This window comes from Stenotrophomonas sp. BR163, from assembly GCF_047520985.2.
Taxonomy (GTDB): Bacteria; Pseudomonadota; Gammaproteobacteria; order Xanthomonadales; family Xanthomonadaceae; genus Stenotrophomonas; species Stenotrophomonas sepilia.
Genome location: NZ_JAXBRE020000003.1, coordinates 100,959 through 125,460 on the forward strand (window position 1 = coordinate 100,959; position 24,502 = coordinate 125,460).

The following is a 24,502-nucleotide window of genomic DNA, read 5'->3' on the forward strand; positions in this document are numbered from 1 at the left end:
GAGGGCGGTTTGGGAATCCGCAGTCATGCTCGTCACCTGCATGTCGGAGAAGGGTCGGACGCCCGTTCGCACCGGGTTAATGATTTCCCCGGCACGAGTCAACGTTCAGTCTTCTTCGGCGGTCGAGCCGGCCCGTTCGGCGTGGCATTGCGGGTCCCAGGCCGTACCGGGAAGCAGTTGCCAACGATTCCTGTTGGCCATGCCGATGTCGATCACTTTGGCCGGGTCCACGCAGGGACTCATTGCATCGTCCAGCACCAGCAGCCAGCGCTTGTCCGGCGCTTCGGCGAGCCAGGGGCCGGCATCGTGCCATTGCTCGGCCCAGGGCCGCTTGAAGCCGAACTCGCGTACCGGGCGGTCAGCCTGCAGCAGGTTCTGCTCGCGCCAGGCGACCAGCGCCAGTTCGGCGTCCGGACCGATCCGCGCGCCGACGCGGCGCATCAGCGCCGATGCCGATGCGTAGGGATCCAGTGCCGGGATCAGCACCAGGCCGTAGAGCATCCACAGCATGCCGTGGGTCAGCAGCACCAGTGTCGTGGCGCGGCGCACCCGCAACCAGACGGCCAAGGTGGCCAGCGCGATGGCGAAGGTCAGCAGGCCATCACCCAGCACCGGCAGCAGCGTATCGGGCATGGCCCGGCGCTCCAGTTGCGCCAAGGCCCACGGGTGCTCGGTCATCAGCATCACGCCGAGCACGCCGGTGGCCAGCATCAGCACCACGCTGTAGCCGAACAAATAGCGGCGCACGCACAGCCGGCGCAGCAAGCCCGGCAACAACGGCGCAACCGCCAGTGCCATCGCAGGCAGCATCGGCAGCACATAGACCTCGCGCTTGCCCGGGCTGGCGCTGAAGAACACCAGCACCAGCAGCGCCCAGCCCAGCAGCAGCCACTGCCGGCGGTCGCCCCGGCGGATGCGGCGCCACCACGGCTTGAACAGCAGCGGCAGCAGCAGGCTGCCCGGCAGCCACAGGGTCAGGATCACCTGCAGGTAGTACCAGGCCGGTTGGCGATGGTGCCAGGCGTTGGCATAGCGGGTACCGGTCTGCTTGAACAACAGCTCATGCGCGTAGGCCTGCAGTTCGGCGCTGGGCGTGTGCAGCAGGGCCCAGCCCAGCGGCGCAAGCCACACCGACACGCCCAGCAGGAAGGCCGGGATCAGCCACAGCAGCGTTGCCGGGTGGGGGCCGTCAACGCTGCGCCCGCGGCGACGCTGGTACAGCCACCAGCCGAACCACGGCAGGACCATCAGCAGCGGCAGGAAACCCACGCCTTTGGTCACCGTGCCGAGGCCAGCGGCGAACCCCGCCAGCCACAAGGCAGCCAGGTTGCGGCGTTCGCACAGGTGGCGCATCAAGCCCCACAGGGCCACCGTGGTCATGCCGACCAGCACCATGTCGATCTGCGCGCGCTTGGCCATCAGGCCAAACTGCAGGGTGCAGAACAGCGCCGCCAGGGCGTACAGGGAATGCCGCGGTGACCACAGTCGGCGTGCCAGATCCGACACCAACCACAGGCTGAGCAGGGCGCCCAGCAGCGATGGCAGCAGGAACGACCACTGCCAGCTGCCGACGATCTCGTAGGCCGCCGCCTGCAGCCACATGAAGACCGGTGGCTTCTCCGCATACAGCTCCACGCCCCGGTGCGGCAGCAGCCATTGCCCACTCTCGACCATGGTGCGGGCCGCCAGCACGAAGCGCGGCTCGTCCGGTGGCTGCGGCTGCCGAAGGCCGATCCCCGCTGCCAGCGCAGCAACGATCAACAGCCACAACAGGGGCAGGCGCCAACGGCGGGGCAGGACTACGGGCACGGCAGGCTCCGGGAGCAAAACGGCCATTCTGAGGTGGCGGGGGTTGGAAAAGCGTCAGAGGAGGCCGGGGCGACCGCATTCCGACATGGGCAGCGCTACCATGGTACGAAGTTCCGTGGATGTTTCGTGCATGCGTCTGTTGGTGATCGAGGACAACCGCCAGCTGGTGGCCAACCTGTTCGACTACTTCGAGTCGCGCGGGCACGTGCTCGACGTGGCCCCGGACGGCATCACCGGCCTGCACCTGGCCGGCAGCCATCCCTACGACGCGGTGATCCTGGACTGGATGCTGCCGCGCATGGAGGGGCCGGAGGTGCTGCGTCGCCTGCGCGCCGAGCAGGCTTCGGAGGTGCCGGTGATCATGCTGACCGCGCGCGACGAACTGCCGGACAAGATCACCGGCTTCCGCGCGGGTGCCGACGATTACCTGACCAAGCCGTTCGCCCTGCCCGAGCTGGAAGTTCGGCTGGAGGCGCTGCTGCTGCGTGCGCAGGGCCGGAACCCGCGCAAGCGCCTGCAGGTGGGCGACCTGGTGCTGGACCTGGCGACCCTCGAAGCCCAGCGGGGTGGTCAGGTGCTCCACCTCTACCCGGCCTGCCGGAAGCTGCTGGAGGTGCTGATGCGCGCCAGCCCCGGTGCGGTCACCCGCCAACAGCTGGAGTTCGCCCTGTGGGGCGACGAGCCACCGGATGGTGACCTGCTGCGCTCGCATGTCTATGAGCTGCGCCGCAGCGTCGATGGTCCGTTTGCCGACAAGCTGATCCACACCCTGCCGCGGGTTGGTTACCGCCTTGCGGTGACCGCGGCCGCCGATGCAGGCAAGGATGATGATGAAGGCGCGTAGGCCGGGCCCGCTGTACCGGCGCGTGGTGTGGTGGTTGCTGGGCTACCTGGCCCTGCTGTCGATCGCTGTGTTCAGCGTCGGCAACTACGTGCACGAACACGCCGAACATGCCGCCTGGCGTGCGCTGCTCAACTCCGAACTGGACAGCATCGTCGAGCACGTCGAGCATGAACCGCACTATCGCTGGCAGGATTCGGACACGCTCAGCCTGTACCGCTTCGATGCAGTCAACCTGCCTGACAGCCTGCGTACGCTGCATCCGGGCCTTCACGACGGCGTGATGATCAAAGGCCGGGAGACGGCGGTGATGGTGCGCGAGACCCGGTCGATGGGACGGGTCGCGCTGGCGCTGGACATCTCCGACTTCCATGACCTGGAGCAGTTCGCCACGCGCTGGGTGATGCTGGCCGGGGTGATCATGATCTTCGTCACCGTGCTGATGGCGTCTTTCGGCATGGAACGCATGGTGCGCCCGTTGAGCCTGCTGGCCCAGCACATCGGCGCATTGCGGCCGGGCGTTCAGGGCCAGCGCATCGAGGTCGACCCGCGCGGCAGTTCCGAGCTGCACACCATCGCCGATGCGCTGAACGACTACCTGGACCGCAACGAGCAGTTCGTCGAGCGTGAGCGGGTCTTCATCAGTACCGCCAGCCACGAACTGCGCACGCCGATCGCAGTGATGACCGGTGCAGCCGAGCTGGCGCTGGAGCAACCGGGCCTGCCCGAACGTGCCCGCCAACAGATGCAGCGGGTCCTGCGCACGGCACAGAGCGTGGAGCAGCTGATCGAGCTGCTGCTGGTGCTGGCGCGTGATCCTGCGCGCCTGGCCGCGCGTGCCGAGCGCATCGCACTGGACCAGCTGCTGCCGGAGATCGTCGACGACCATCGCCACCTGCTCGGCGACAAGGACCTGAGCATCGGCATCCAGGCTGCGCCGGTGGATATCGTCGCGCCGCTGGCGGTGGTGCAGGCGGCGATCGGCAACCTGCTGCGCAATGCCATCGAAAACAGCGGCCGCGGCCATATCGAGCTGCAGCTGAGTTCGTCGGCGGTACTGACCCTGCAGGACCCCGGGCATGGGATGAGTCCGGAGGAGATCGCGGCGATCCACGCGCGCATGGCCCGCGGCGAGCGTGCCGATCGAGGCAGTGGCATCGGCCTGGACCTGATCGCGCGGCTGTGCGAGCACCTGGGCTGGACGCTGCAGTTGCAGCCCCGCCAACCGCGCGGGACGCGTGTCACCCTGGACTTCGGCGCTTCGCGCCCCGCCTGATCGGACGGCCGACCTGCTCCGCGCTGCGGCATGACCCGACGTGAAGACAATGTTAATCTCGACCTGCGCCGCTTCATGCGGCGCTTTTTTTTCCCGCTCCTTCGATCGACAGAGGATCCCATGCCGACCGAACCCGCTACTGCCCTGATCAGCAACGATATCGTTGGACTGGGCCTGATTGCCGCCACCCTGGCCCTGATCTTCTGGGCCGCCAGTGGTCCGACCCCGCTGTTGAAGAAGATCTTCGCCTGGGTGCCGGCACTGCTGCTGTGCTACTTCATCCCCGCCATCTACAACACCGCCGGTGTCATCGATGGCCACAACACCTCGCTGTACAACCCGGTCGCGCGTGACGTGCTGCTGCCGGCCGCGCTGGTCCTGCTGACGCTGTCGATCGACCTCAAGGGCGTCATCAAGCTGGGGCCGAAGCTGTTGCTTGTGTTCTGTGCCGGTACCGCTGGCATCATGCTCGGTGCGATTGTCTCCTTCCAGCTGATGAAGCTGATCCATCCGGAAACGGTGGCCGGCGATACCTGGGCCGGCATGGCCGCGCTGGCCGGCAGCTGGATCGGTGGCGGCGCCAACATGGTCGCCATGCGCGAAGTGTTCGGCACCGATGCCACCACCTTCGGGCAGTTCGCCGTGGTCGACGTGGCCTGCGCCAGCCTGTGGATGGCGATCCTGCTGTTCCTGGCCAACCGCGCGCAGCAGATCGACACCCGCAACGGGGCCGATACGCGTGCCATCGACGAGATGAAGGCACGCATCAGCGCCTACGAGGCACAGAACGCGCGCATTCCCAGCATGACCGACCTGATGGTGATCGTCGGCGTGGCACTGGGTGGCGTCGGCCTGGCCCACGCCATCGCCGCACCGCTGTCGGGCTGGTTCAAGGCCAACGTCAGCTGGGCCAGCCAGTTCAGCCTGGACAGCCAGTTCGTGTGGGTGATCCTGCTGTCCACGGCGATGGGCCTGGGCCTGAGCTTCACCCGTGCGCGCCGGCTGGAAGCCGCAGGCGCTTCGCGGTTGGGCACGGTGTTCCTGTACTTCCTGATCGCCTGCATCGGCATGCAGATGAACCTGCTGTCGCTGCTGGATCGGCCGTGGCTGTTCCTGCTCGGCGCGATCTGGATGGCCACCCATGTGCTGGTGCTGTGGGGGGTGGCCAAGCTGCTGCGCGCGCCGTTGTTCTTCTTCGCGATCGGTTCGCAGGGCAACATCGGGGCGGCCGCCTCGGCTCCCGTGGTGGCGGCGGCCTTCCATCCGACGCTGGCGCCTGTGGGGGTGCTGCTGGGGACGGTGGGCTATGCCACCGGTACCGGGTTGGCCTATGTCACCGGCCTGATCCTGAAGTGGATGGCCGGCGCCTGAGTTCTGACCGGACGTTCCTGTTGCGGGTTTGCGGCGTGCGCCGCGAACCCACTTTGCCCATGTAGGGCCGAGCACGCGCTCGGCATTCTTTCAAAGAAGGGGTCAGATCCGTTTCCCGGAGGAAACGGATCTGACCCCGGACACCATTCGATCAGCGGCGGTCTTCATCCACGCATGGCGTGGATCTACTGAAGGCCGCTGCAGCGCTGTCGAACCCGAGCATCAACAGCAGCGGCCACCATTGCGTCCGCCGTAGCGCGCTTCCTGGCGCTCGCGGAAGAACGTCTTGTAGTCCATCGGCTCCTGGTCCGGATGCTTTTCCAGCATATGCCGGACGTAGTTGTCGTAATCAGGAATGCCACAGCACAGTCGTGCGGTCTGCACCAGGCGCCGCCAGATGCGGCGGTGCGCCTGGTACTGGCCGGCGGGAACCAGTTGCGTACTCATCACAGATCCACCATTTCATGCGGCTTCAGCGCCACGTAAGGGGTCTCGCGGTCGCTGCGCTGCGGATTGCGGCGTGCCGCCAGGATGGTCTTGATCGAATACACCAGGACTGCGCCCACCACCAGCAGGAACAGCGCGGTCAGGCCGGTATTGACGTAGGCGTTGACCACGATCTGCTTCATCTGCGCCACCGACTTGGCCGGCGCCGTGATCGTGTCGCTGGCGAGCGCGGCCTGGAACTTGTGTGCCTGTGCCAGGAAACCCTGCGCCGGGTTGCTGTCGAAGATCTTGATGAAGCCAGCATAGGTGGTGCAGATCAGCAGCCATACCGCCGGTACCGCAGTGACCCACGCATAGCGGTCGCGCTTCATCTTGAACAGCACTACCGTGCCCAGCATCAGCGCGATACCGGCCAGCATCTGGTTGGAGATGCCGAACAACGGCCACAAGGTCTGGATGCCGCCGAACGGATCGACCACACCGGTGTAGAGCAGGTAGCCCCACAGCGCCACGCAGCCGGCGGTGCCGATGATGTTGGCGGTCCACGACTCGGTCTTCTTCAGCGCCGGGACGAAGTTGCCCAGCAGGTCCTGCAGCATGAAGCGTCCGGCACGGGTGCCGGCGTCCACCGCGGTCAGGATGAACAATGCTTCGAACAGGATCGCGAAGTGGTACCAGAACGCCATCATTGCATCGCTGCCACTGGGGATCGCTTCGTGCAGGATCTGCGCGATGCCCACCGCGAGTGTCGGTGCGCCACCTGCACGATGCAGGATGGTCGGCTCGCCGATCGCCGCCGCGGTCGCCGTCAGCTGCTCCGGCGTGATGGTGAAGCCCCAGGTGTTGGTGATGTAGTGCGCCGCCGACGCCGCATCGGCGCCGATCACCGCCGCCGGGCTGTTCATCGCGAAGTAGATGCCCGGATCGATGATCGAGGCCGCGACCAGCGCCATCACCGCCACGAACGATTCCATCAGCATGCCGCCGTAGCCGATGTAGCGCATGTGCGCTTCATTGGCCAGCAGCTTCGGCGTGGTGCCGGAGGAGATCAGCGCATGGAAACCAGAGACGGCACCGCAGGCGATGGTGATGAACAGGAACGGGAACATGCCGCCTTTCCACACCGGGCCGTCGCCACTGGCGGCGAACTGGGTCAGCGCCGGCATCTTCAGTTCCGGCATCACGATCAGGATGCCGACGGCCAGCGCGATGATCGTGCCGATCTTGAGGAAGGTCGACAGGTAGTCGCGCGGGGCCAGCAACAGCCACACCGGCAGCACCGATGCGACGAAGCCGTAGCCGATCAGCATCCAGGTGATCTGGGTGCCGGTGAACGTGAACGCCGGGCCCCACACCGGGTCGGCGGCGACCTTGCCGCCGTACCAGATCGCGGCCAGCAGCAGGATCAGGCCGACCACCGAGATCTCGCCGATCTTGCCGGGGCGGATATAGCGCATGTACACGCCCATCAGGATGGCGATAGGCATCGTCGCGATTACCGTGAACATGCCCCACGGGCTTTCGGCCAGCGCCTTGACCACCACCATCGCCAGCACCGCCAGGATGATGATCATGATCAGGAACGCACCGAACAACGCGATCGTGCCGGGTACCTGGCCCATCTCTTCTCTTACCAGGTCGCCCAGCGAACGGCCGTTGCGTCGGCTGGACAGGAACAGCACCATGAAGTCCTGCACCGCACCGGCCAGCACCACGCCCACCACCAGCCACAGCAGTCCAGGCAGGTAGCCCATCTGCGCGGCCAGGACCGGGCCGACCAGCGGGCCGGCGCCGGCGATGGCGGCGAAGTGGTGGCCGAACAATACGTGCTTGTTGGTCGGCACGTAGTCCAGGCCATCGTTGTTGATCACCGCCGGCGTGGCCCGGGTCGGATCCAGCTGCATCACCTTGTTGGCGATGAACAGGCTGTAGAAGCGGTACGCCACCAGGTACAGCGAAACCGCGGCGACGACGATCCACAGCGCATTGATGTGTTCGCCGCGGCGCAGGGCCACGGTGCCCAGACAGAAGGCGCCGAGCAGGGCGAGGGCCGCCCAGCCTATTTTGGAAAACCCTTTCATGAGGTGCTCTCTCCCGGAAAGACAGTCAAAGAGTCCCGCGTGCCCTCGACAGGGTCAATTGGCACAGGACGAATCGGCGGTAGTACTTTGGTCGTACGCTTGTTGTGCTGACGTGCAGCGAACATCAGGGATGGAACAATCGGTTGCGGCGCCGTCCATTGGCGTGTGGCCGTGCGGCGTCCATCTTCAGTGGCATCCATCCAACAGGAGTCGCCATGAGCTTTCCCGAACCGGTCCGCGTGCTGCGGACCATCCGTGGCATGCCCACCTCCGACGGTGCCGGCGTGCGCCTGACCCGCGTCATCGGTGGCCCGACGCTGCCCGACCTTGATCCGTTCCTGCTGCTCGATGAATTCGGCACAGACCGCGCCGAGGACTACATCGCCGGTTTCCCGGAGCATCCGCACCGCGGATTCGAGACCGTCACCTACATGCTCGACGGGCGCATGCGGCATCGCGACAACCATGGCAACGAAGGCCTGCTGACCCCGGGCAGTGTGCAGTGGATGACCGCTGGCCGCGGCCTGGTGCACTCGGAGATGCCCGAGCAGGAAAGCGGGCAGATGCGTGGCTTCCAGCTGTGGGTGAACCTGCCGGCGAAGGAGAAGATGACCGAGCCGAAGTACCAGGAGTTCGCGCCTGAGCGGATTCCGGTGGTGCACCCGGAAGCGGGCGTGGAGGTGAAGGTGATTGCTGGCACGGTCGATGGCACCCGCGGCCCGATCGTGCAACCGGCCACCGACCCGCTCTACCTCGACATCACGCTGGCGCCCGACCGTGCCTGGACCTATGCGCTGCCGGAAGGGCACAACGCCTTTGCGTACGTATTCGAAGGTGGCGTGACCGTGGGTGAGCAGGACGCCGCGCGCGACGTCGCCCGCCAGGAACTGGCGGTGCTGGGCGGTGGCGAGCAGTTGCACATCTCGGCCGGCAATGAAGGCGCGCGCCTGATCCTGGTGGCCGGCCGTCCGCTGCGCGAACCGGTGATGCGCCACGGGCCGTTCGTGATGAACACGCGGCAGGAACTGATGCAGGCCTTCGTCGATTTCCAGGAAGGCAAGTTCTGACGTAGTACCGGCCGCTGGCCGGCAACTGCCTCGCATGGAGGCGGATCGGGGTGCCGGCCAGCGACCGGCACAACCGTTGGATGGGGTCGCGCTGCGGGGATGCTGCCAAGCAGTCATCCCCGTCATCCTCAGCGCCCGGCGGCCACGGCCGACGGGGTCAGGCTCATGCCCTGCGCCAGCTGTTGCAGTGACCCCAGCTCCTGCGCGCTGTCCGGATACAGCGAAATCTGCGCGTAACGCCCCTTGTCGAGCTTGACCACGCTGATGCGCCGTTCGGCATACCCCGGCGGTTGCTGGCCGCCCAGGTCGGGCTGGTACCAGTACAGCGATTCACCGCCGAAGCTGCCTTTTTCCTGCCGCAGCGAGCGGTTCAGCGGAATGGACGGGTCACGCGCGCTGAGCATCAGGCTCAGCACTTCGCGGCCATCAGGGGTGCTGGCGCGGCAGACCAGGAAATCGGCCTGCACCTGCAGCTGCCACTGCAGACCGCTGCCGGCCGGCAGCGAAGGACATTCGGACGGCGCCTGCGCGGCGGCCTGGGCCGCAGCGAAAAGCAGGCTCGACAACATGACAGGCACGAACTTCATGCATCCCCCAAGGTGATGAATTGGTTGGCTTCGCCAGCAGAGCCGGCGACCATGGCATCCCATCCCCGGACGCCCCCCATCCGGCATGTGCACGGACGGTCAACTCAACCTTAACGGAACGTGAGCAATCGCACAATTCGCGGTTGCAAGCGCAACCATTGCGGCCGAGGGTCGGCCGCAATGGTTGCTGCGGGGATCAGCGGTCGTTGCCGATCCACTTGTAGATCAGGCCGCCAATCGCGCCACCCAGCAACGGGGCGACCCAGAACAGCCACAACTGGCTGACCGCACCGCTGCCGGCGAAGAAGGCAACGGCCGTGGAGCGGGCCGGGTTCACCGAGGTGTTGGTGACCGGGATGCTGATCAGGTGGATCAGGGTCAGCGACAGGCCGATCGCCAGCGGGGCGAACCCGGCCGGTGCCTTGCCGTGGGTGGAGCCCATGATCACGATCAGGAACACCGCGGTCAGGACCACTTCGCACAGGAAGGCCGCAGCCACGCTGTAACCACCGGGCGACAGCGCGCCATAGCCATTGCTGGCGAACGCTCCGGCCTGGCTGCCATCGATGGCGAAGCCGCTGGCGCCGGAGGCGATCTGCAGCAGGATGAAGCCGGCCAACAGGCCGCCCGCAACCTGGGCGATGATGTACGGCACCAGGTCCTTGGTCGGGAAACGACCACCGGCCCACAGGCCGACGCTGACCGCCGGATTGAAGTGCGCACCGGAGATATGGCCGAACGCATAGGCGCCGGTCACCACGGTCAGGCCGAAGGCGAGCGCCACGCCGAGGAAGCCGATACCCAGCGGATTGCCGTCACCACCGAACTTGGCGGCCAGCACTGCACTGCCACAGCCACCCAGAACCAGCCAGAACGTGCCGAGGAACTCGGCGGACAAGCGTTTACCCATGCTCATGTGTTGCACTCCTTTGACGGTCGAAAGTGTGATTTATGTCACATTTCAATGATCAGCGGGTGACTGTAGCGTCAACGCCGGGTGCAGGAATACACCCTCGGATGTGTGCAACACGCGATGCTCAGTACTGCGGCAGCGGGATGAACTCCTTGTCGTCGCCGGGGATGGTGCCGAAGCGACCGGCTTCCCAATCGTGCTTCGCCTGCTCGATACGCTCTTTCGAGCTGGACACGAAGTTCCACCACAGGTGGCGCGGGCCATCCAGCGGCTCGCCACCGAACAGCATCGCCTTCACCGGTGTCTTTGCGCGCAGGCGGCCGCGTGCGCCGGCTTTGGGGATGACCAGGTGCTGTGCGGGAATGTCCACGCCATCCAACTGCGCGTCGCCCTCAAGGATGTACAACGCGCGCTCGCGGTGACCGTCGTCGATGTCGATTTCCGCGTCCGGGTCCAGATCGATCGCCACATTGAGCGTATCGGCGAACACTTTCACCGGCGATTCCTCGCCATAGGCGCGGCCAGCGATCACCCGAAGCCAGGCCCCGTTGCGGCGCTGCTCGGGCAGGGTGGCAGCGGCATGGTGATAGAACGCCGGCTCGATTTCCTCATGCGACTTCGGCAACGCGACCCAGGTCTGCATGCCGTGGATCGGGTTGTCATGGTCGCGGTCCGATTGTGGCGTGCGTTCGGAATGGGCGATGCCGCGGCCGGCGGTCATCCAGTTGACGTCACCGGGACGAATGACCTGATCCGAGCCCAGGGTGTCGCGGTGGCCGATGGCGCCCGACCACAGATAGGTAACCGTGGCCAGGCCGATGTGCGGATGCGGGCGCACGTCGATGGCGGTGCCGGGGTGCATCAGTGCCGGGCCCATCTGGTCGACGAACACGAACGAGCCGATGCTGCGCGCCTGCAGGGTGGGGACGGCGCGGCGGACTTCGAGGCCGCCGATGTCGTGCACGCGCGGGGCGATGATGGTGGTCATGCGGGCGTTCTCGCTGGCAGGGATCAGGTGGTCAGCATCGCATGCGGCTGTGACGGGGACATGCCTCGTATGGGTAACAGGGTGTTCCAGCCAACGGCGCAGCCCCTCGTGGCTGGTCGCTTGGTCGCTGACGGCACAAGCACAAGCCGTGCTTGGCCGGGCGGGGTGGGTTCGCGGGGGACGCCGTGAATCCGTCCGTGGAGGCTTGGCCGCGGCATCCATGCCGCGGACACCCCCGCGAACCCACCCCGCCCGGCCCCTGACAGTTTCCGTGTGCTTTCCAACCACGGAGAAGGAAAAAGAAAATCAAAATCAAACGCCGGTCGCTTCGCTCTTGGTGTCGACCAAGGTCGACACCCGCCAGTTCGTAATGATCCGTGCTGAACAAGGTCGACACCTACAGCCATCGCAGTTCACCCACCGTCACCGGGAAACTGTCAGGGGTGGGGCGGTGTCGGGTTGCGGGGTGTCCGCGGCATGGATGCCGCGGCCAAGCCCCCAAGGACGGGTTTACGGCGTCCCCGCAACCCGACACCGCCCCGCCCAACAAACAGAAAAGCCAGAGCCGGCTGTTGCTCCGGCTCCGGCTCTGGCTCTGGCTTTTGCTTCGGCGGTTGCCTCTGCGGGTGCCGGGCCGCAGGCCCGGCCGATGAACTCAGACCACCGGTTCGCGCAGGACGGGGTTGTCCCAGCCCGGGCGCGGGGCGAAACGGTCGCCGTGGCGCTGCTGCAGCGCCTTCAACCGCTCGACGATCGCATCGGCACCGACCGCACGGATGTGCTGGATCGGACCGCCGCGGAACGGAGCAAAACCGGTGCCGAAGATCACGCCGGCATCCAGCAGGTCCGCATCGGCCACCACGCCTTCGTGCAGGCACGCCACTGCCTCGTTCAACAGCGGCAGGATCAGGCGGTCTTCCAGGTCGGCCGGGGCCTGGTAGTCGCTGGCCACGTCCGGCTTCTTCGGCTTGCCGTTTTCCCAGGTGTAGATGCCCTGGCCATCCTTCTTGCCACGCTTGTCCGGTTCCACCGTCTGCAGCGCGGCCGGAATCTGCAGGCCCAGGAACGGTGCCAGTTCGCGGCCGACACCGGCGGCCACGTCCAGGCCGACGGTATCGATCAGTTCGATCGGGCCCATCGGCATGCCGAACTTCACTGCGGCCTTGTCGATCACCGGGCCCGGGATGCCTTCGGCGTACGCGGTGGCGGCTTCCAGCATGTACGGGAACAGCACGCGGTTGACCAGGAAGCCCGGGCTGCCGGCCACCGGCACCGGGAACTTGCCCAGCGCCTTGCAGAACGCGGCCAGGCGGCGCTCGGCCTCCGGCGCCATGCCATCGTGGTGGATGATTTCCACCAGCGGCATCTGTGCTACCGGGTTGAAGTAGTGCAGGCCGGCGAACTGCGCCGGGCGCTGGATGTGATCGCGCAGTTCCACCAGTGGAATCGACGAGGTATTGGTGGTCAGCAGGGCGTCCTGCTTCATCTTCGGTTCCAGCGTCTGGTACAGCGCACGCTTGGCTTCCGGGTTCTCGATGATCGCCTCGATCACCAGATCCGCTTCGGCAACCCCATTGCCTTCCAGGTCGGCACGCAGGCGTGCGGCCACGGCGGGGCGCTTGCTTTCGTCGCGCACCTTCTTGGCAAACAGCGCCTGCGCGCGTTCCATGGCCGGGTCGATGAAGCGCTGCTCGCGGTCCTGCAGGGTCACCTCGAAGCCCTTGTAAGCGGCCCACGCGGCGATGTCGCCGCCCATCACGCCGGCGCCGACCACGTGCACGTGACGGATGCCGGAATCACCACTGCCCAGGCCCTTCAGTCGCTCGGTGAGGAAGAAGATACGGATCAGGTTGCGCGCGGTCGGTGTACTGGCCAGCTTCACCACGGCGCGCCGCTCGGCGTCCAGGCGGGCCTGGATCGGCTTGCCACCACTTCGTTGCCAGGTGCTGATCAGCGCGTACGGCGCCGGGTAATGGTCCTTCTTCGCCTTGCGTGCGACCTGCTTGACCATCTGCGGCGCCAGCAGCCTGCGTGCCAGCCAGGTGTTGGTGGCCCATGCCGTCGCGCGCTGCTTGAACGGGCGGGTGGTACCGGACAGCGCCAGCGCGACGGCGGTGTCGAGCACCACCGCTGGCGCCACCACCTTGTCGACCAGGCCGATGCCACGCGCGGCGGAGGCCGACAGGGTGCGGCCGGTCAGCATCATGTCCATCGCCGCCGGCGCGCCCACCAACTGCGGCAGGCGGGCGCTGCCGCCCCAGCCCGGGAAGATGCCCAGCTGGGTTTCCGGCAGGCCGATGCGGGTGCTGCTGTCATTGGACGCCACGCGGTAGCGGCAGGCCAGCGCCAGTTCGGTGCCGCCGCCCAGGCAGTGGCCGTGGATCGCCGCAACGGTGGGGCAGGGCAGCTCGGCCAGCTTCTGATAGGTCGCCTGGCCACGACGGATCGCGTCGTTGACAGTGCCGCGACGGTCGAATTCCTGGAACTCCTTCAGGTCGGCACCGGCAATGAAGCCGGCCTTCTTCAGCGACTGGACCACCACGCCCTTGGGCGGGTCCAGCGCGATGCGCTCAAGCAGGTCGCCCAGCTCCAGCAGCACGTCCTGCGACATCGCGTTGACGCTGCTGTCCTGACGATCCAGGGAGAGAACCACCACGCCGTCGTCGCGGATCTCGGGGTGCCAGTGGCTGAAGCGGAGACCATCGAAGCCTGAGAGCATGGACGTTCCATCCGGTTGTGTATGGAGAAGCGGCTATGATCCAGAGGTTGTTTCCCCCGCGTCAAATCCCAATAGCAGGGGAGTGGCGCCCCCGGATCCATGGCCGTGGACCGGGACGCTAACGGAACGGTGGTTAAAAGCTGGTGCGGCGCCAGGTGATCGGCGACTGAACTTTTCCCGGGATTGGCAGTCTCATTGCCCGACGTCGGTTGGGCTGACAGGAGTGCGGCCCCTCATGGCCGAGGTTGATACACCACAGGAGCTGGATCTGGAACTGGTCCGGCGCGTGCAGCACGGCGAGAGTGCCGCCTTCGATGTCCTGGTGCGCAAGTACCAGCATCGGGTGGTGGCCCTGGTCGGTCGCTACATCGCCGACTGGAGCGAATGTCAGGACGTCGCCCAGGACACTTTCATCCGTGCCTACCGCGCGATCGGGAGTTTCCGTGGCGATGCCCAGTTCTCAACCTGGTTGCATCGAATCGCCGTGAATACCGCCAAAAACTACCTGGCTTCACACAATCGACGGCCGCCGACCGATGACATCGACATCGGCGATGCCGAACAGTTCGACAGTGGTACGCGCCTGCGTGACACCGACACGCCCGAACGCGAGTTGATGCGCCAGGAGCTGGAACAGACGGTGATGAAGGCCGTCAACGCGCTGCCGGAAGAGCTCCGGTCAGCGATCACCCTGCGCGAGGTGGAAGGCCTGAGCTACGAGGATATCGCGCAGAAGATGGGGTGCCCGATCGGCACGGTGCGTTCACGGATCTTCCGGGCGCGCGAGGCGATCGACACCGAACTCCGGCCGCTGCTGGACATCGGCAGCGCCACCCGTGAGAAGAGCCGCGTATGACCAGTAACCCGTTCAACGAATCGCAGAACCATCAATCGCCCGCCGGGCAGCGCCTGGACCAGCGCCATCGCGAGCAGCTGTCGGCCCTGGTCGATGGCGAGCTGGGCGCCGATGAAGCGCGCTTCCTGCTGCGCCGGATGGAGCACGACCCCGAGCTGGCCGGCTGCCAGGAACGCTGGCAGCTGCTGGGCGACGTGATGCGCGGGCAGGCGTCGGCACTGGCCCCGGCCGGGTTCAGTGCCGCCGTGGCTGCCGCCATCGCGGCCGAGCCGGCGCCACAGGCCGAGCCGCGTCGCCAGGTACGTCGCAGTGGCTGGCGGGCCTGGGGCGGCGGCGCCGCCCTGGCCGCGTCGGTGGCCGCCGTCGCGCTGTTCATCGGTGGCGAGAAACTGAAGGAGGCCACGCCGGGTGAACCGCTGGCGCCGCAGGTGATCGCCAGCCAGGCGGAACTGCCGCCGGCGCCAACCTCGCCGGCCCCGGTGACCGAAGCATCGGTGGATACCGCCGCGATGGCCGTGGCGGCGGCGCCGGCTGTGGCGATGGCTGCTACCAGCCGTCGCCAGGACGCCCGCCGCGCCAGTGCAACCCGCAGCCAGCAGGCCGCGCGTGCCGCCCAGCGCGATGACGCTCCGCAGCGCGCGATTGCCGCCGTGCAGGCACCGCTGGCTCCGACCGTACCGGCCAACGCCAACCACAACCTGCCATTCGGTGAGGTCGGCGGGCTGCAGGCCCGGCCGTGGCCGCGCTCCAGCCTGGCGCCGACCGCGGGTGGTGCGCTCAATGCCAGTTTCCCGGCCCGCGCCGGCGGTGCCGCGTTCTACCCGTTCGAGCCGCGCCTGCAGGACGACCTGCCGGTGCCGCCGCGCCCGCGCGACTGAGCCGGGCGCCTTCACGCCCCGCCGTCGGCGGGGCCCGTATTCCTCTTTCCATCCGACCCGGAGGTTGCCGTCCGATGACTCCCCGACTTCGCACGCAGGCCATTGGCCTGCTGGCCCTGACCCTTCCCCTGGTGGCCTGCGCGCAGGCGCCTGCGCCTGCCGCCCCGGCCCAGCCTGCGCCGGCCGCGGCGCCGCGGGCGCCTGCACAACCGCTGGTCAGTGGCTTGCCTGACTTCACCAACCTGGTCGAACAGGTCGGCCCGGGCGTGGTCAACGTCGACACCACCATCGTCCGCAACAACCGCCAGGCCTCGCGCGGCCCGATGGGCGACGATGACATGCCGGAGTTCTTCCGCCGCTTCTTCGGCCCTGACTTCCCGATGCCGGGGCAGGGGCCGGGTGGGCAGGATGGCGGTCCCAGCATCAAGGGGCGTGGCATGGGATCGGGCTTCATCATCTCGCCCGATGGCTATGTACTGACCAACTACCACGTGGTGGCCGACGCCAGCGAGGTGAAGGTCAAGCTGGGCGACAGCCGCGAGTTCACCGCCAAGGTGGTGGGCAGCGACCAGCAGTACGACGTGGCCCTGCTCAAGATCGATGGCAAGAACCTGCCCACCGTGCGCGTGGGTGATTCCAACACCCTGAAGCCGGGCCAATGGGTTGTCGCGATCGGCTCGCCGTTCGGCCTCGACCATTCCGTTACCGCCGGCGTGGTCAGCGCCGTCGGTCGCAGTACGGGGGGGCCTGACCAGCGCTACGTGCCGTTCATCCAGACCGACGTGGCGATCAACCAGGGCAATTCCGGTGGTCCGCTGCTGAACACCCGCGGCGAAGTGGTCGGCATCAACTCGCAGATATTCTCGGCCTCCGGCGGCTACATGGGCATCAGCTTCGCGATTCCGATCGACCTGGCGATGAGCGCGGTCGAGCAGATCAAGAAGAGCGGCAAGGTCACCCGCGGCCAGCTCGGCGCGGTGGTCGAACCGATCGATTCGCTGAAGGCGCAGGGACTGGGCCTGCCCGACAGCCGCGGCGCGCTGGTCAACCAGATCGTGGCCGGCAGTGCGGCCGCCAAGGCCGGCGTGCAGGTGGGCGATGTCATCCGCTCGGTCAACGGCAGCGCAGTCAACAGCTGGTCCGACCTGCCGCCGCTGATCGGTGCGATGGCGCCGGGCAGCAAGGTGAACCTGGTGGTTTACCGCGACGGCAAGCCGCATGAGCTCAGTGCCACGCTGACCGCACTGAGCGAGGACGGGCAGGCCAATGCCCGCGGGCCGTCGGCTGGCGGTGGCGAGGCGGCTCCGCAGACCGGTGCCAACGCCCTGCTGGGGCTGGACGTCAGCGACCTGAACGCGGCCCAGCGCAAGCAGTTGGGGCTCAACGGCAATGAAGGCGTGCGCATCACCGGGGTCAAGGGCCAGGCGGCACGCGATGCCGGCCTGTCGCCGGGCATGGTGATCCTGCAGGTCGGCCGCACTGCGGTCGGCAGCGTGGATGCCCTGAACCGGGCGTTGTCCAGCTTCAAGAAGGACGACGTGGTGATGCTGCTGGTCCGCACGGCCAACGGCAACAGCGCCTTCGTGGCGGTGAAGGCCGGCCAGTAAGGCTCCTGCCGGGGCCGCTTCGGGGGGGGGGGGGGCGCCCCCCCCCCCCCCCCCCCCCCCCACCGGTTCGCAGGTGGCTCAGAACTTCCAGCGCAGGCTGGCCGACACGAAGCGCGGCTCGCCGTAGTTGTTGTAGTCCAGGTTGGCCCAGTAAGTCTTGTCCAGCGCGTTGCGCACGCTCAGCGTTGCAGTCCAGCTGTCGCTGATGCGGTAGTTGGCATTGAATTGCACCAGCATGTACGCCGGCTGGTTCACGGTCACCGTGCCGCCCAGCGGGTAGGCGATGTTGTAGCCCTGCACCTTGCTCTGCCACTGCAGGCCACCGCCGATGCTCAGGCGTTCCAGCGCACCGCGCAGCTGCAGTTGCGTGTTGAGCTGCAGCAGGTCCTTGGGCGGGTTGGCGTACAGCAGGTCGGTGGCGGCGCGGGTGACCTTGACGTGGGTGTAGCCGGCATTGACCGTCCAGCCCGGCAGGATTTCGCCGTTGATATCCATCTCCCAGCCACGCGCCTTGGTACCGTTGACGCCGATGTAGGCCGAGCTGCCGTCGCTCAGCGTGCCTTCCGGCACGCCCATGTCACGCACCGCGTAGTTGTCCTGCTTGGCCTCGAACACAGCGGCATTTGCGGTCAGGCGGCCATCGAACCACTGCGTCTTGATGCCCGCTTCCAGGTTCGAGCCCTGCACCGGTGCCAGCAGGTTCTCGTTGCGGTCCTTGTAGTTCTGCGGATTGAAGATCTCGGTGTAGCTGGCATAGGCCGACACGTTCGGGGTGATCTCGTAGACCAGGCCCACGTACGGAGTGACTTCATCGCTCACTCTGTACGCACCGCTGGTGCCGGTATAGGCGCCGGCGGCGTTGTAGGAGCGGGTGAGGGTTTCCCAGCGGCTCAGGCGTGCACCGGCGATCAGCGACAGCGGATCGGCCAGGTGCAGGCGGGTGGCCAGATAGACGCCACTCTGCGTGGTCTTGGCCACGCGGCGCGCGCCGGTGCGGGTGTAGGTCACCTCGGAAATGTCGCCGTTCCAGGAATACACATTGGGGATGTAGTAGCAGCGCTCACGCCCGCAGGTGGCCCAGTCGCCCGGGAAGTTCAGCGCCACGGTGTTCGTGGTCCCTTCCAGATCCGACCACTGGGCACCGACCGTGAGGTCGTGGTCGCGGCCGAACAGCGGGAAGCTGCCGGTCAGGTAAGCATCGACATTGCGGCGGGTGTCTTTCGAATCACCGGCGGCCGCACGCAGGAAGATGCCCGAGCCGGTCACCGGGTCCGGGTTGCCGGTGCCGTACAGGCGCACGTTCTGCACGTTGCCACGGGTGTAGGCGGTGTTGATCTTCAGCAGCCAGTTGTCGCCGAAACGCTGTTCCAGGTTGGCGAAGGCGGTGTTGCTCTCGCGCTTCCAGTAGCTCCACTTCGGCGACAGGTTGGTCGAGCGCGGCAGATGGGCGAAATTGCCTTGGTTGTCGAAGAACGGCACGGTGCCCCAGGTCGAACCGGTCGGGTTGTTGTCCTGGGTCTGGTAGCCGAGGGTGAGGGTGGTGCTGTCGGTGACATCGCCTTCCAGCACCGCCATGCCGGCCATCTTGTTCTCGTCGTAACGGTCGTAATACAGGCCACGATCGGTGTAAGCGGCGACCACACGGCTGCGGAAACGGCCGTCATCGGTCAGCGGCGCGGTGACGTCGGCTTCCATGCGGCGGTAGTCCCAGCTGCCGGCACTGACCGCGAACGACGCGTCGAATTCCTTGCCGGGGCGCTTGCGCAGCAGGTTGACCGTGGCCGACGGCACGCCGGCGCCGCTGAGCAGGCCGTTGGCACCGCGGATCACTTCGATGCGGTCGTAGAAGGCGGTGTCGTATTCCTGGTTGGTGGAGCCGCTGTAGGTGGGAATGCCGTCGACCTGGAAGTCGGTGATGGCGAAGCCACGCGCGTAGTACAGCGGGCGCTGCGTGTCATAGAAGGACACGCTGACGCCGGTCACGTTGCGCATCACATCGTTGATGCTGAACAGTGATTCGTCCTGCAGGCGCTGCAGGCTGATCGCGGTGGCCGACTGCGGGGTTTCCTGCAGGGTGATCGGCAGGCGCGTGGTACTGGCCGGCGGAGCGGACCGCTCGGCCCGGACGCTGACCCGGTCCAGGGTCTTGGCATCGGCGGCGGCATCGGCGGCGGCGAACGCGGCGGGCGTGACCAGCAGGGTCAGCGACGAAAGCAGGGCAGCCGGCAGCAGCGCGCGGCGGGGCAGGCGGTTACGGACAGGCAGGGGCATGGTGGGCTCGAGGCTTGGAAACGGGGAAGGGCGGCAACAGTCGTCCAGCACCCGGGGCGGCGGCTTCGGGCACGGTCAGGTCCATCTGGAGCGGCGCGATCACTGCGCAGGGTGCAAATGTAAATAATTCTTAACAACATTACAATTCGCGTCACTGCGCAGGGGCTTCCCGGCATCCGGCAGGCTTTCTGTAGAGCCGAGCCCATGCTCGGCTGTTGGCAGCCGCGAAGAGCAGCCGAGCGCAGGCTCGGCTCTACAGGCGGTAGCCCGCCCAGACGCAAACGGCCACCCGAAGGTGGCCGTCCGTCTGCATCGAAGGAACGCGCGGGCTTACAGCGCCTGCAGTTCCTCATTGGCATTGCGCTTTTCCTTCGCCGGAGCTGGAGCCGCAGCGGCCGGAGCCGGCACCGCCGCGTTCGCATCCACCGGGACCTCCAGGTACGGCAGGTGCAGGGTCTGGCTGGTCAGTGTACGGATCTCGTTCACCAGCGCCGGGCTGTCGTTGAGCTTGCGCCCATACGACGGCACGATCTCGCGCAGGCGGGTTTCCCAGCCGGCCTTCATCTGCTCCGGGAAGGCCTTGGCCATCAGGTCCAGCATGATTGGCGGCGAGGTCGAGGCGCCCGGCGACGCGCCGAGCAGGGCGGCGATGGTGTGGTCCTTGTCGGTCACGATCTCGGTACCGAACTGCAGCACCGGGCCCTTCAGCGGATCGCGCTTGATGATCTGCACGCGCTGGCCGGCGGTGACCAGCTTCCAGTCACCCGGCTTGGCATTGGGGAAGTACTTGACCAGTTCGGCCTGGCGGTCGGCATCGTTCAGGCGCGCCTGGCCCATCAGGTACTGCACCAGGTCCAGGTTGTCCTTGCCCACTTCCAGCATCGGGCCAACGTTGTTGTGGGTCACCGAGGAATACAGGTCCCACCACGAGCCGTGCTTGAGGAACTTGGTGCTGTACAGCGCGAACGGCCCGAACAGGACCACCGGCTTGCCGTCCAGCTTGCGCGCATCCAGGTGCGGCACCGACATCGGCGGCGAACCGGTCTCGGCCATGCCGTAGGCTTTCACGCCATGGCGCGAGGTCACGTCCTGGCCCTGGAAGGCGAGGAACTGGCCACCGACCGGGAAGCCGGCATAGTCCTTCGATTCCGGAATGCCCGACATCTGCAGCAGCTTCAGCGCGGCGCCACCGGCACCGATGAACACGAAGCGGGTGTGGGTGGTCGTTTCGGTGCCGGCCTTGAGATCCTTCACCGTCACGTTCCAGCTCTTGTCGGCGTTCTGCCGCAGCGCGGTCACTTCGTGGTTCAGGTGCAGGCTGAAGTTCGGGCTGCGCTGCAGGCCGGCGGTCAGCTGGCGGGTGATCACACCGAAGTTGACGTCGGTACCGAGCGGCATCCAGGTCGCGGCCACCTTCTGCTTCGGGTCGCGGCCTTCCATCAGCAGCGGCGCCCACTGCTTGATCTGTGCCGGATCTTCCGAGTACTGCATGCCGTAGAACAGCGGGTTCTTCACCAGCGCCTGCTGGCGCTTGTGCAGGTAGGCGATGTTGTCATCGCCCCAGACGAAGCTCATGTGCGGCGTCGGGTTGATGAAGTCGCTGGGCTGGCTCAGCCGGCCTTCCTTCACCTGGTGCGACCAGAACTGGCGCGAGACCTCGAACGATTCGGCGATGCCGACCGCGCGCTTGGTCTCGATGCTGCCGTCGGGCAGTTCCGGGGTGTAGTTCAGTTCGGCGAACGCCGAGTGGCCGGTGCCGGCGTTGTTCCAGCCATCGGAGCTTTCACCGGCGACGCCGTCGAGGCGTTCGTAGACCTGGATGTTCCAGTCCGGCTGCAGTTCCTGCAGGTAGGTGGCCAGGGTGATGCTCATGATGCCGGCGCCGACCAGCACAACATCGACGGGCTTGTCGTTGCTGGCGGCGGGCACCGAGCGCTGGGTCAGCGGCCAGTACAGGAACAGCGCGGCGGCCAGCAACAGCAGCACGAGCAGGGCGAGAAGAGCCTTGCCAAATTTCTTCATGGGGGCGGGATCGTTGGCGGAGGGGAAGGGTCAGGATGCGCGTGGGGCAGGGAAAGGGCGTGAAGAAACAACGCCTTGCAGCATCCAGCGGTGATTCTAACCGGAACCGGTCCGTTTTTGATGCAACGCAGCATCCGGTCGGCGTTCCTCTACCATAGCGCCAGGCCATGCCCGGCGACGCGGCCGTCCCTGCGGATGCCGATGCCGCCCGGCCGCGGGGCGGCGAAGGCGTTTCCCGGGAGTGCAGGCAGCCGGGTCAGTCACTGCCGACGGTGAAGTATTCCACGGCGAAATAGCCGATCTGGTACGCCAGCGTTGCCAGCACCAGGCGCAGCTGTGTGCGTTGGCTGCGCAGTCGCCAGCCGAGCACCGCTACCGCCAGCATCAACACGGCATGCACCGGGTACGCGGTTCCCAGCAGCTTCCAGCGGCTGCTGCCCTTGATGCCGGTATCGACCAGGTCAAGCAGGGTCAGCGCAGCAATCACGCTGAAGATCCAGCGCCGCCGTTGCATCAGGTAGTTCCCGTAGCTGCCGTATTCGCGCAGGTCATCGGGAAAGAGCAGCGCGCACAGCAGGAACCAGGTCGCGCAGTAGACGATCACGAACAGGTAGGTTTCAAACGTCCAGCGGTGCACCTCGATGAGGCGGAATTCCCACCACCAGAAGGTCACCAGCGATATCAGCGTCCACGCCACCCAGCCCAGGTGCAGGGCCGAGCAGCCGCGGCGCTGCGGATGCTCGATGATCTGCGCCAGGCCCTTGAGCACGGTGGTAATCGACAGGCCGAGGATGATGCCCATCACCACCCGGATGTGCAGGAACAGCGGATCGGTTTGCATCGCGGCGCTCCGTGTCGGATGCCCCGATGCTGGCACAACCGGGCGACCCGGAACGGACCCCGGTCACGCGCTGAAAAAGGGGACGCAGGGGATCAAGTCGTATCAGGCCATACGGCTTGCACGGCGGAAGCGACTTGATCCCTCCACGCCCTTGTCGCTGTACAGCTCAGCGCTTGCGCCGGATCAGCGCCGAGGACGCATCCAGCACGGCGCGGGTCAGAAGAGCCATGGTCTGCACGTCGCCCTTCCAGTGCTGCCAGTACAGCGGCACGTCTTCCCACGCGCGCTGGCGTACGTAGACCAGTCGCCCGGCGTCCAGGTGCCGCTTGACCAGCGGCAATGGATTCATCGTCCAGCCCATGCCGCCCAGGTTGGCCTGCACGAAGGCCCGGGTGGAGGGAATCCACCAGGTCGGTGCGGTGCTGGGCAGGTCGTCGCCGGCCATGCGCCGGGCGAAGCGCGACTGCATTTCGTCCTTGCGGTTGAACACCAGCACCGGGGCCTGCGCCAGCGCCTGCGCGGTCACGCCCTTGGCGAAGTGGCGTTCGCGGAATTCGGGGGTGCAGGTCGCTGCATAGCGGATGCTGCCCAGCGCATGGATCTGGCAGCCCTGCACCGGCTCGTCCAGGGTGGTCACTGCGCCCAGCACCGTGCCCTGGCGCAGCAGCTCCACCGTGTGGTCCTGGTCTTCCACACGCAGGTCCAAGGTGGTGCCGGTGCTCTGCGCGAACTGGTAGGCCGCCTGCGGGAACCAGGTCTCCAGGCTGTCGTGGTTCACCGCCACCGGGATGCTGGCCTGGGGCAGGTCCTCGTCGGCCAGGCCCATCCGGTGCAGCGCATCGTGTTCGAGCAGGGCGGTCTGCTCGGCCAGCTGCACCAGCAGCTGCCCCTCGGCGGTGGCGGTGGCCGGCGTGCCGCGCTTGACCAGCAGGCGGCCGATCCGGTCCTCCAGTGCCTTGACCCGCTGCGAGATGGCCGAGGGCGTGACATTCAGCGACTGCGCGGCGCGGTCGAAGCTGCCTTCGCGGATCACCGCGGCCAGGGCGCGCAGCTGGGCATGATCGATACGCATCGAATTAAGCTCCGCTAATGTTGATTTAGGAAGTTTAGCTCGTCTTTTTCATGTTGCGGCGCGACAATAGCGCCCGTTCCGGTGCTGTCCGCCTTCGCGAGGCACCGTCCCCCCAAGCAATACAAGGCAGTGAATCCCATGTTCTCGGTCATCTCCGCCAGCACCGGCCTCGGTGCCTGGTTCTCTGGTGCAGCCACCGGCATCGGCCTGTTCGCCGTGGTCGGCGCCCAGAGCGCCTTCATTCTGCGCCAGGGCATCCTGCGCAAGCACATCGTGCCGGTGGTCGCCACCTGCGCGGCCATCGATGCCATCTTCATCTTCGCCAGCGTGGCCGGCCTGCGCACGCTCACCTCGGCGCTGCCGTGGCTGACCAGCGCCGTGCTGTGGACCGGCGTCGCCTTCCTGGCCTGGTATGCGATGAAGTCGGCACGCCGTGCAATCGCGGGGGGCGGTGGCATGGGCGAGGCTGACAGCGACGACGGCAGCCGCCGCGCGGTGCTGATGGCCGCGGTCGGCTTCTCGCTGATCAATCCGCACTTCTGGCTGGACATGATGGTGATCGGCTCGATCGCCGAGAACTTCGGTAACGCCCGCATGGCCTTCGCCGCCGGCGTGGTCACCGCCAGCTGCCTGTGGCTGACCGCGCAGGGCCTCGGCGCACGCCTGCTGGCGCCGCTGTTCACCAAGCCCAGCACCTGGCGCGTGCTCGACGGCACCATCGCCGTGATCCTCAGCATCCTGGCCCTCATGTTGGCGGTGCGCGGGGTCCACTGACCCGGCGCACGCCCCCCGAACCCACGTCCTGACTCTCTCTCCAAGGTAGTGGCAACGACGGCACCGGCAACGGTGCCGTCGT

19 protein-coding genes are annotated in these 24,502 nt (G+C 66.8%); 8 read left to right on the forward strand and 11 right to left on the reverse strand.

Annotated features, from left to right (window positions below; all coding sequences use genetic code 11):
- Nucleotides 1–105: 105 nt before the first annotated feature.
- The gene (locus ACM0PY_RS02890; RefSeq protein ID WP_134972116.1) at nt 106–1,809 is read right to left on the reverse strand and encodes an ArnT family glycosyltransferase; all 1,704 of its coding nucleotides are present in this window, start codon (nt 1,807–1,809) and stop codon (nt 106–108) included.
- Nucleotides 1,810–1,939: 130 nt separating this feature from the next.
- Here ACM0PY_RS02890 and ACM0PY_RS02895 point away from each other — a divergent pair, with 130 nt between their 5' ends.
- The 3 genes from ACM0PY_RS02895 (at nt 1,940) to ACM0PY_RS02905 (ending at nt 5,297) form a co-directional block, all read left to right on the forward strand.
- Nucleotides 1,940–2,653, forward strand: coding sequence for a response regulator transcription factor (locus ACM0PY_RS02895; RefSeq protein WP_072169171.1), 714 nt, complete (start codon nt 1,940–1,942; stop codon nt 2,651–2,653).
- Nucleotides 2,640–3,926: a sensor histidine kinase gene (locus ACM0PY_RS02900; RefSeq protein WP_088497636.1), complete on the forward strand. Its 1,287-nt coding sequence runs from the start codon at nt 2,640–2,642 to the stop codon at nt 3,924–3,926. Before ACM0PY_RS02895 ends, ACM0PY_RS02900 begins: the two co-directional genes overlap by 14 nt.
- Before the next feature lie 120 nt (nt 3,927–4,046).
- The gene (locus ACM0PY_RS02905) at nt 4,047–5,297 is read left to right on the forward strand and encodes a DUF819 family protein (protein ID WP_072169169.1); all 1,251 of its coding nucleotides are present in this window, start codon (nt 4,047–4,049) and stop codon (nt 5,295–5,297) included.
- A gap of 222 nt (nt 5,298–5,519) precedes the next feature.
- Here ACM0PY_RS02905 and ACM0PY_RS02910 read toward each other — a convergent pair whose 3' ends face one another.
- Together ACM0PY_RS02910 and ACM0PY_RS02915 are read right to left on the reverse strand one after the other, a co-directional pair.
- Nucleotides 5,520–5,744, reverse strand: a complete 225-nt coding sequence (locus tag ACM0PY_RS02910; protein WP_005410613.1) for a YbdD/YjiX family protein — start codon at nt 5,742–5,744, stop codon at nt 5,520–5,522.
- Nucleotides 5,744–7,825: a carbon starvation CstA family protein gene (locus ACM0PY_RS02915; RefSeq protein ID WP_049414685.1), complete on the reverse strand. Its 2,082-nt coding sequence runs from the start codon at nt 7,823–7,825 to the stop codon at nt 5,744–5,746. Before ACM0PY_RS02915 ends, ACM0PY_RS02910 begins: the two co-directional genes overlap by 1 nt.
- A gap of 215 nt (nt 7,826–8,040) precedes the next feature.
- On the opposite strand from ACM0PY_RS02915, the gene ACM0PY_RS02920 reads away from it, so the two are divergent.
- Nucleotides 8,041–8,892 carry a pirin family protein gene (locus ACM0PY_RS02920; RefSeq protein WP_053499689.1) on the forward strand — a complete coding sequence of 284 codons (852 nt, stop codon included), beginning with the start codon at nt 8,041–8,043 and terminating at the stop codon, nt 8,890–8,892.
- Nucleotides 8,893–9,020: 128 nt separating this feature from the next.
- On the opposite strand, the gene ACM0PY_RS02925 is transcribed toward ACM0PY_RS02920, so the two are convergent.
- The 4 genes from ACM0PY_RS02925 to ACM0PY_RS02940 all read right to left on the reverse strand — a co-directional run bounded on the left by ACM0PY_RS02925 (nt 9,021) and on the right by ACM0PY_RS02940 (nt 14,099).
- On the reverse strand, nt 9,021–9,479 hold the full coding sequence (locus ACM0PY_RS02925) for a hypothetical protein (RefSeq protein WP_180886435.1): 459 nt from the start codon (nt 9,477–9,479) through the stop codon (nt 9,021–9,023).
- A 196-nt stretch (nt 9,480–9,675) separates the two neighbouring features.
- Complete coding sequence (gene aqpZ, locus ACM0PY_RS02930) at nt 9,676–10,395, reverse strand: aquaporin Z (RefSeq protein ID WP_032954396.1); 720 nt, start codon at nt 10,393–10,395, stop codon at nt 9,676–9,678.
- Nucleotides 10,396–10,516: 121 nt separating this feature from the next.
- A complete protein-coding gene (locus ACM0PY_RS02935) occupies nt 10,517–11,380 on the reverse strand; it encodes a pirin family protein (RefSeq protein ID WP_180886437.1) in 864 nt (287 codons plus the stop codon).
- Between the two features lie 655 nt (nt 11,381–12,035).
- Nucleotides 12,036–14,099 (reverse strand): 3-hydroxyacyl-CoA dehydrogenase NAD-binding domain-containing protein, encoded by a 2,064-nt coding sequence (locus tag ACM0PY_RS02940; protein WP_134972111.1) that lies wholly within the window; start codon nt 14,097–14,099, stop codon nt 12,036–12,038.
- A gap of 235 nt (nt 14,100–14,334) precedes the next feature.
- On the opposite strand from ACM0PY_RS02940, the gene rpoE reads away from it, so the two are divergent.
- The 3 genes from rpoE to ACM0PY_RS02955 all read left to right on the forward strand — a co-directional run bounded on the left by rpoE (nt 14,335) and on the right by ACM0PY_RS02955 (nt 17,440).
- Complete coding sequence (gene rpoE, locus ACM0PY_RS02945; protein WP_005418256.1) at nt 14,335–14,955, forward strand: RNA polymerase sigma factor RpoE; 621 nt, start codon at nt 14,335–14,337, stop codon at nt 14,953–14,955.
- Nucleotides 14,952–15,833, forward strand: coding sequence for a sigma-E factor negative regulatory protein (locus ACM0PY_RS02950; RefSeq protein WP_180886455.1), 882 nt, complete (start codon nt 14,952–14,954; stop codon nt 15,831–15,833). The genes rpoE and ACM0PY_RS02950 overlap by 4 nt, the downstream gene beginning before the upstream one ends.
- Nucleotides 15,834–15,907: 74 nt before the next feature.
- A complete protein-coding gene (locus ACM0PY_RS02955) occupies nt 15,908–17,440 on the forward strand; it encodes a DegQ family serine endoprotease (protein ID WP_061479812.1) in 1,533 nt (510 codons plus the stop codon).
- 78 nt (nt 17,441–17,518) lie between these two features.
- On the opposite strand, the gene ACM0PY_RS02960 is transcribed toward ACM0PY_RS02955, so the two are convergent.
- From ACM0PY_RS02960 to ACM0PY_RS02975, 4 genes are all read right to left on the reverse strand, one after another.
- On the reverse strand, nt 17,519–19,711 hold the full coding sequence (locus tag ACM0PY_RS02960; RefSeq protein ID WP_180884912.1) for a TonB-dependent siderophore receptor: 2,193 nt from the start codon (nt 19,709–19,711) through the stop codon (nt 17,519–17,521).
- 330 nt (nt 19,712–20,041) lie between these two features.
- A complete protein-coding gene (gene mqo / locus ACM0PY_RS02965) occupies nt 20,042–21,733 on the reverse strand; it encodes a malate dehydrogenase (quinone) (RefSeq protein ID WP_134970899.1) in 1,692 nt (563 codons plus the stop codon).
- A gap of 256 nt (nt 21,734–21,989) precedes the next feature.
- Entirely contained in the window at nt 21,990–22,574 is a 585-nt protein-coding gene (locus ACM0PY_RS02970; protein WP_134970897.1) for a hypothetical protein, read from the reverse strand.
- 166 nt (nt 22,575–22,740) lie between these two features.
- Entirely contained in the window at nt 22,741–23,646 is a 906-nt protein-coding gene (locus ACM0PY_RS02975; protein ID WP_180884910.1) for a LysR family transcriptional regulator ArgP, read from the reverse strand.
- 138 nt (nt 23,647–23,784) lie between these two features.
- On the opposite strand from ACM0PY_RS02975, the gene ACM0PY_RS02980 reads away from it, so the two are divergent.
- Nucleotides 23,785–24,420: a LysE/ArgO family amino acid transporter gene (locus tag ACM0PY_RS02980; protein WP_072168685.1), complete on the forward strand. Its 636-nt coding sequence runs from the start codon at nt 23,785–23,787 to the stop codon at nt 24,418–24,420.
- Nucleotides 24,421–24,502: the final 82 nt, after the last annotated feature.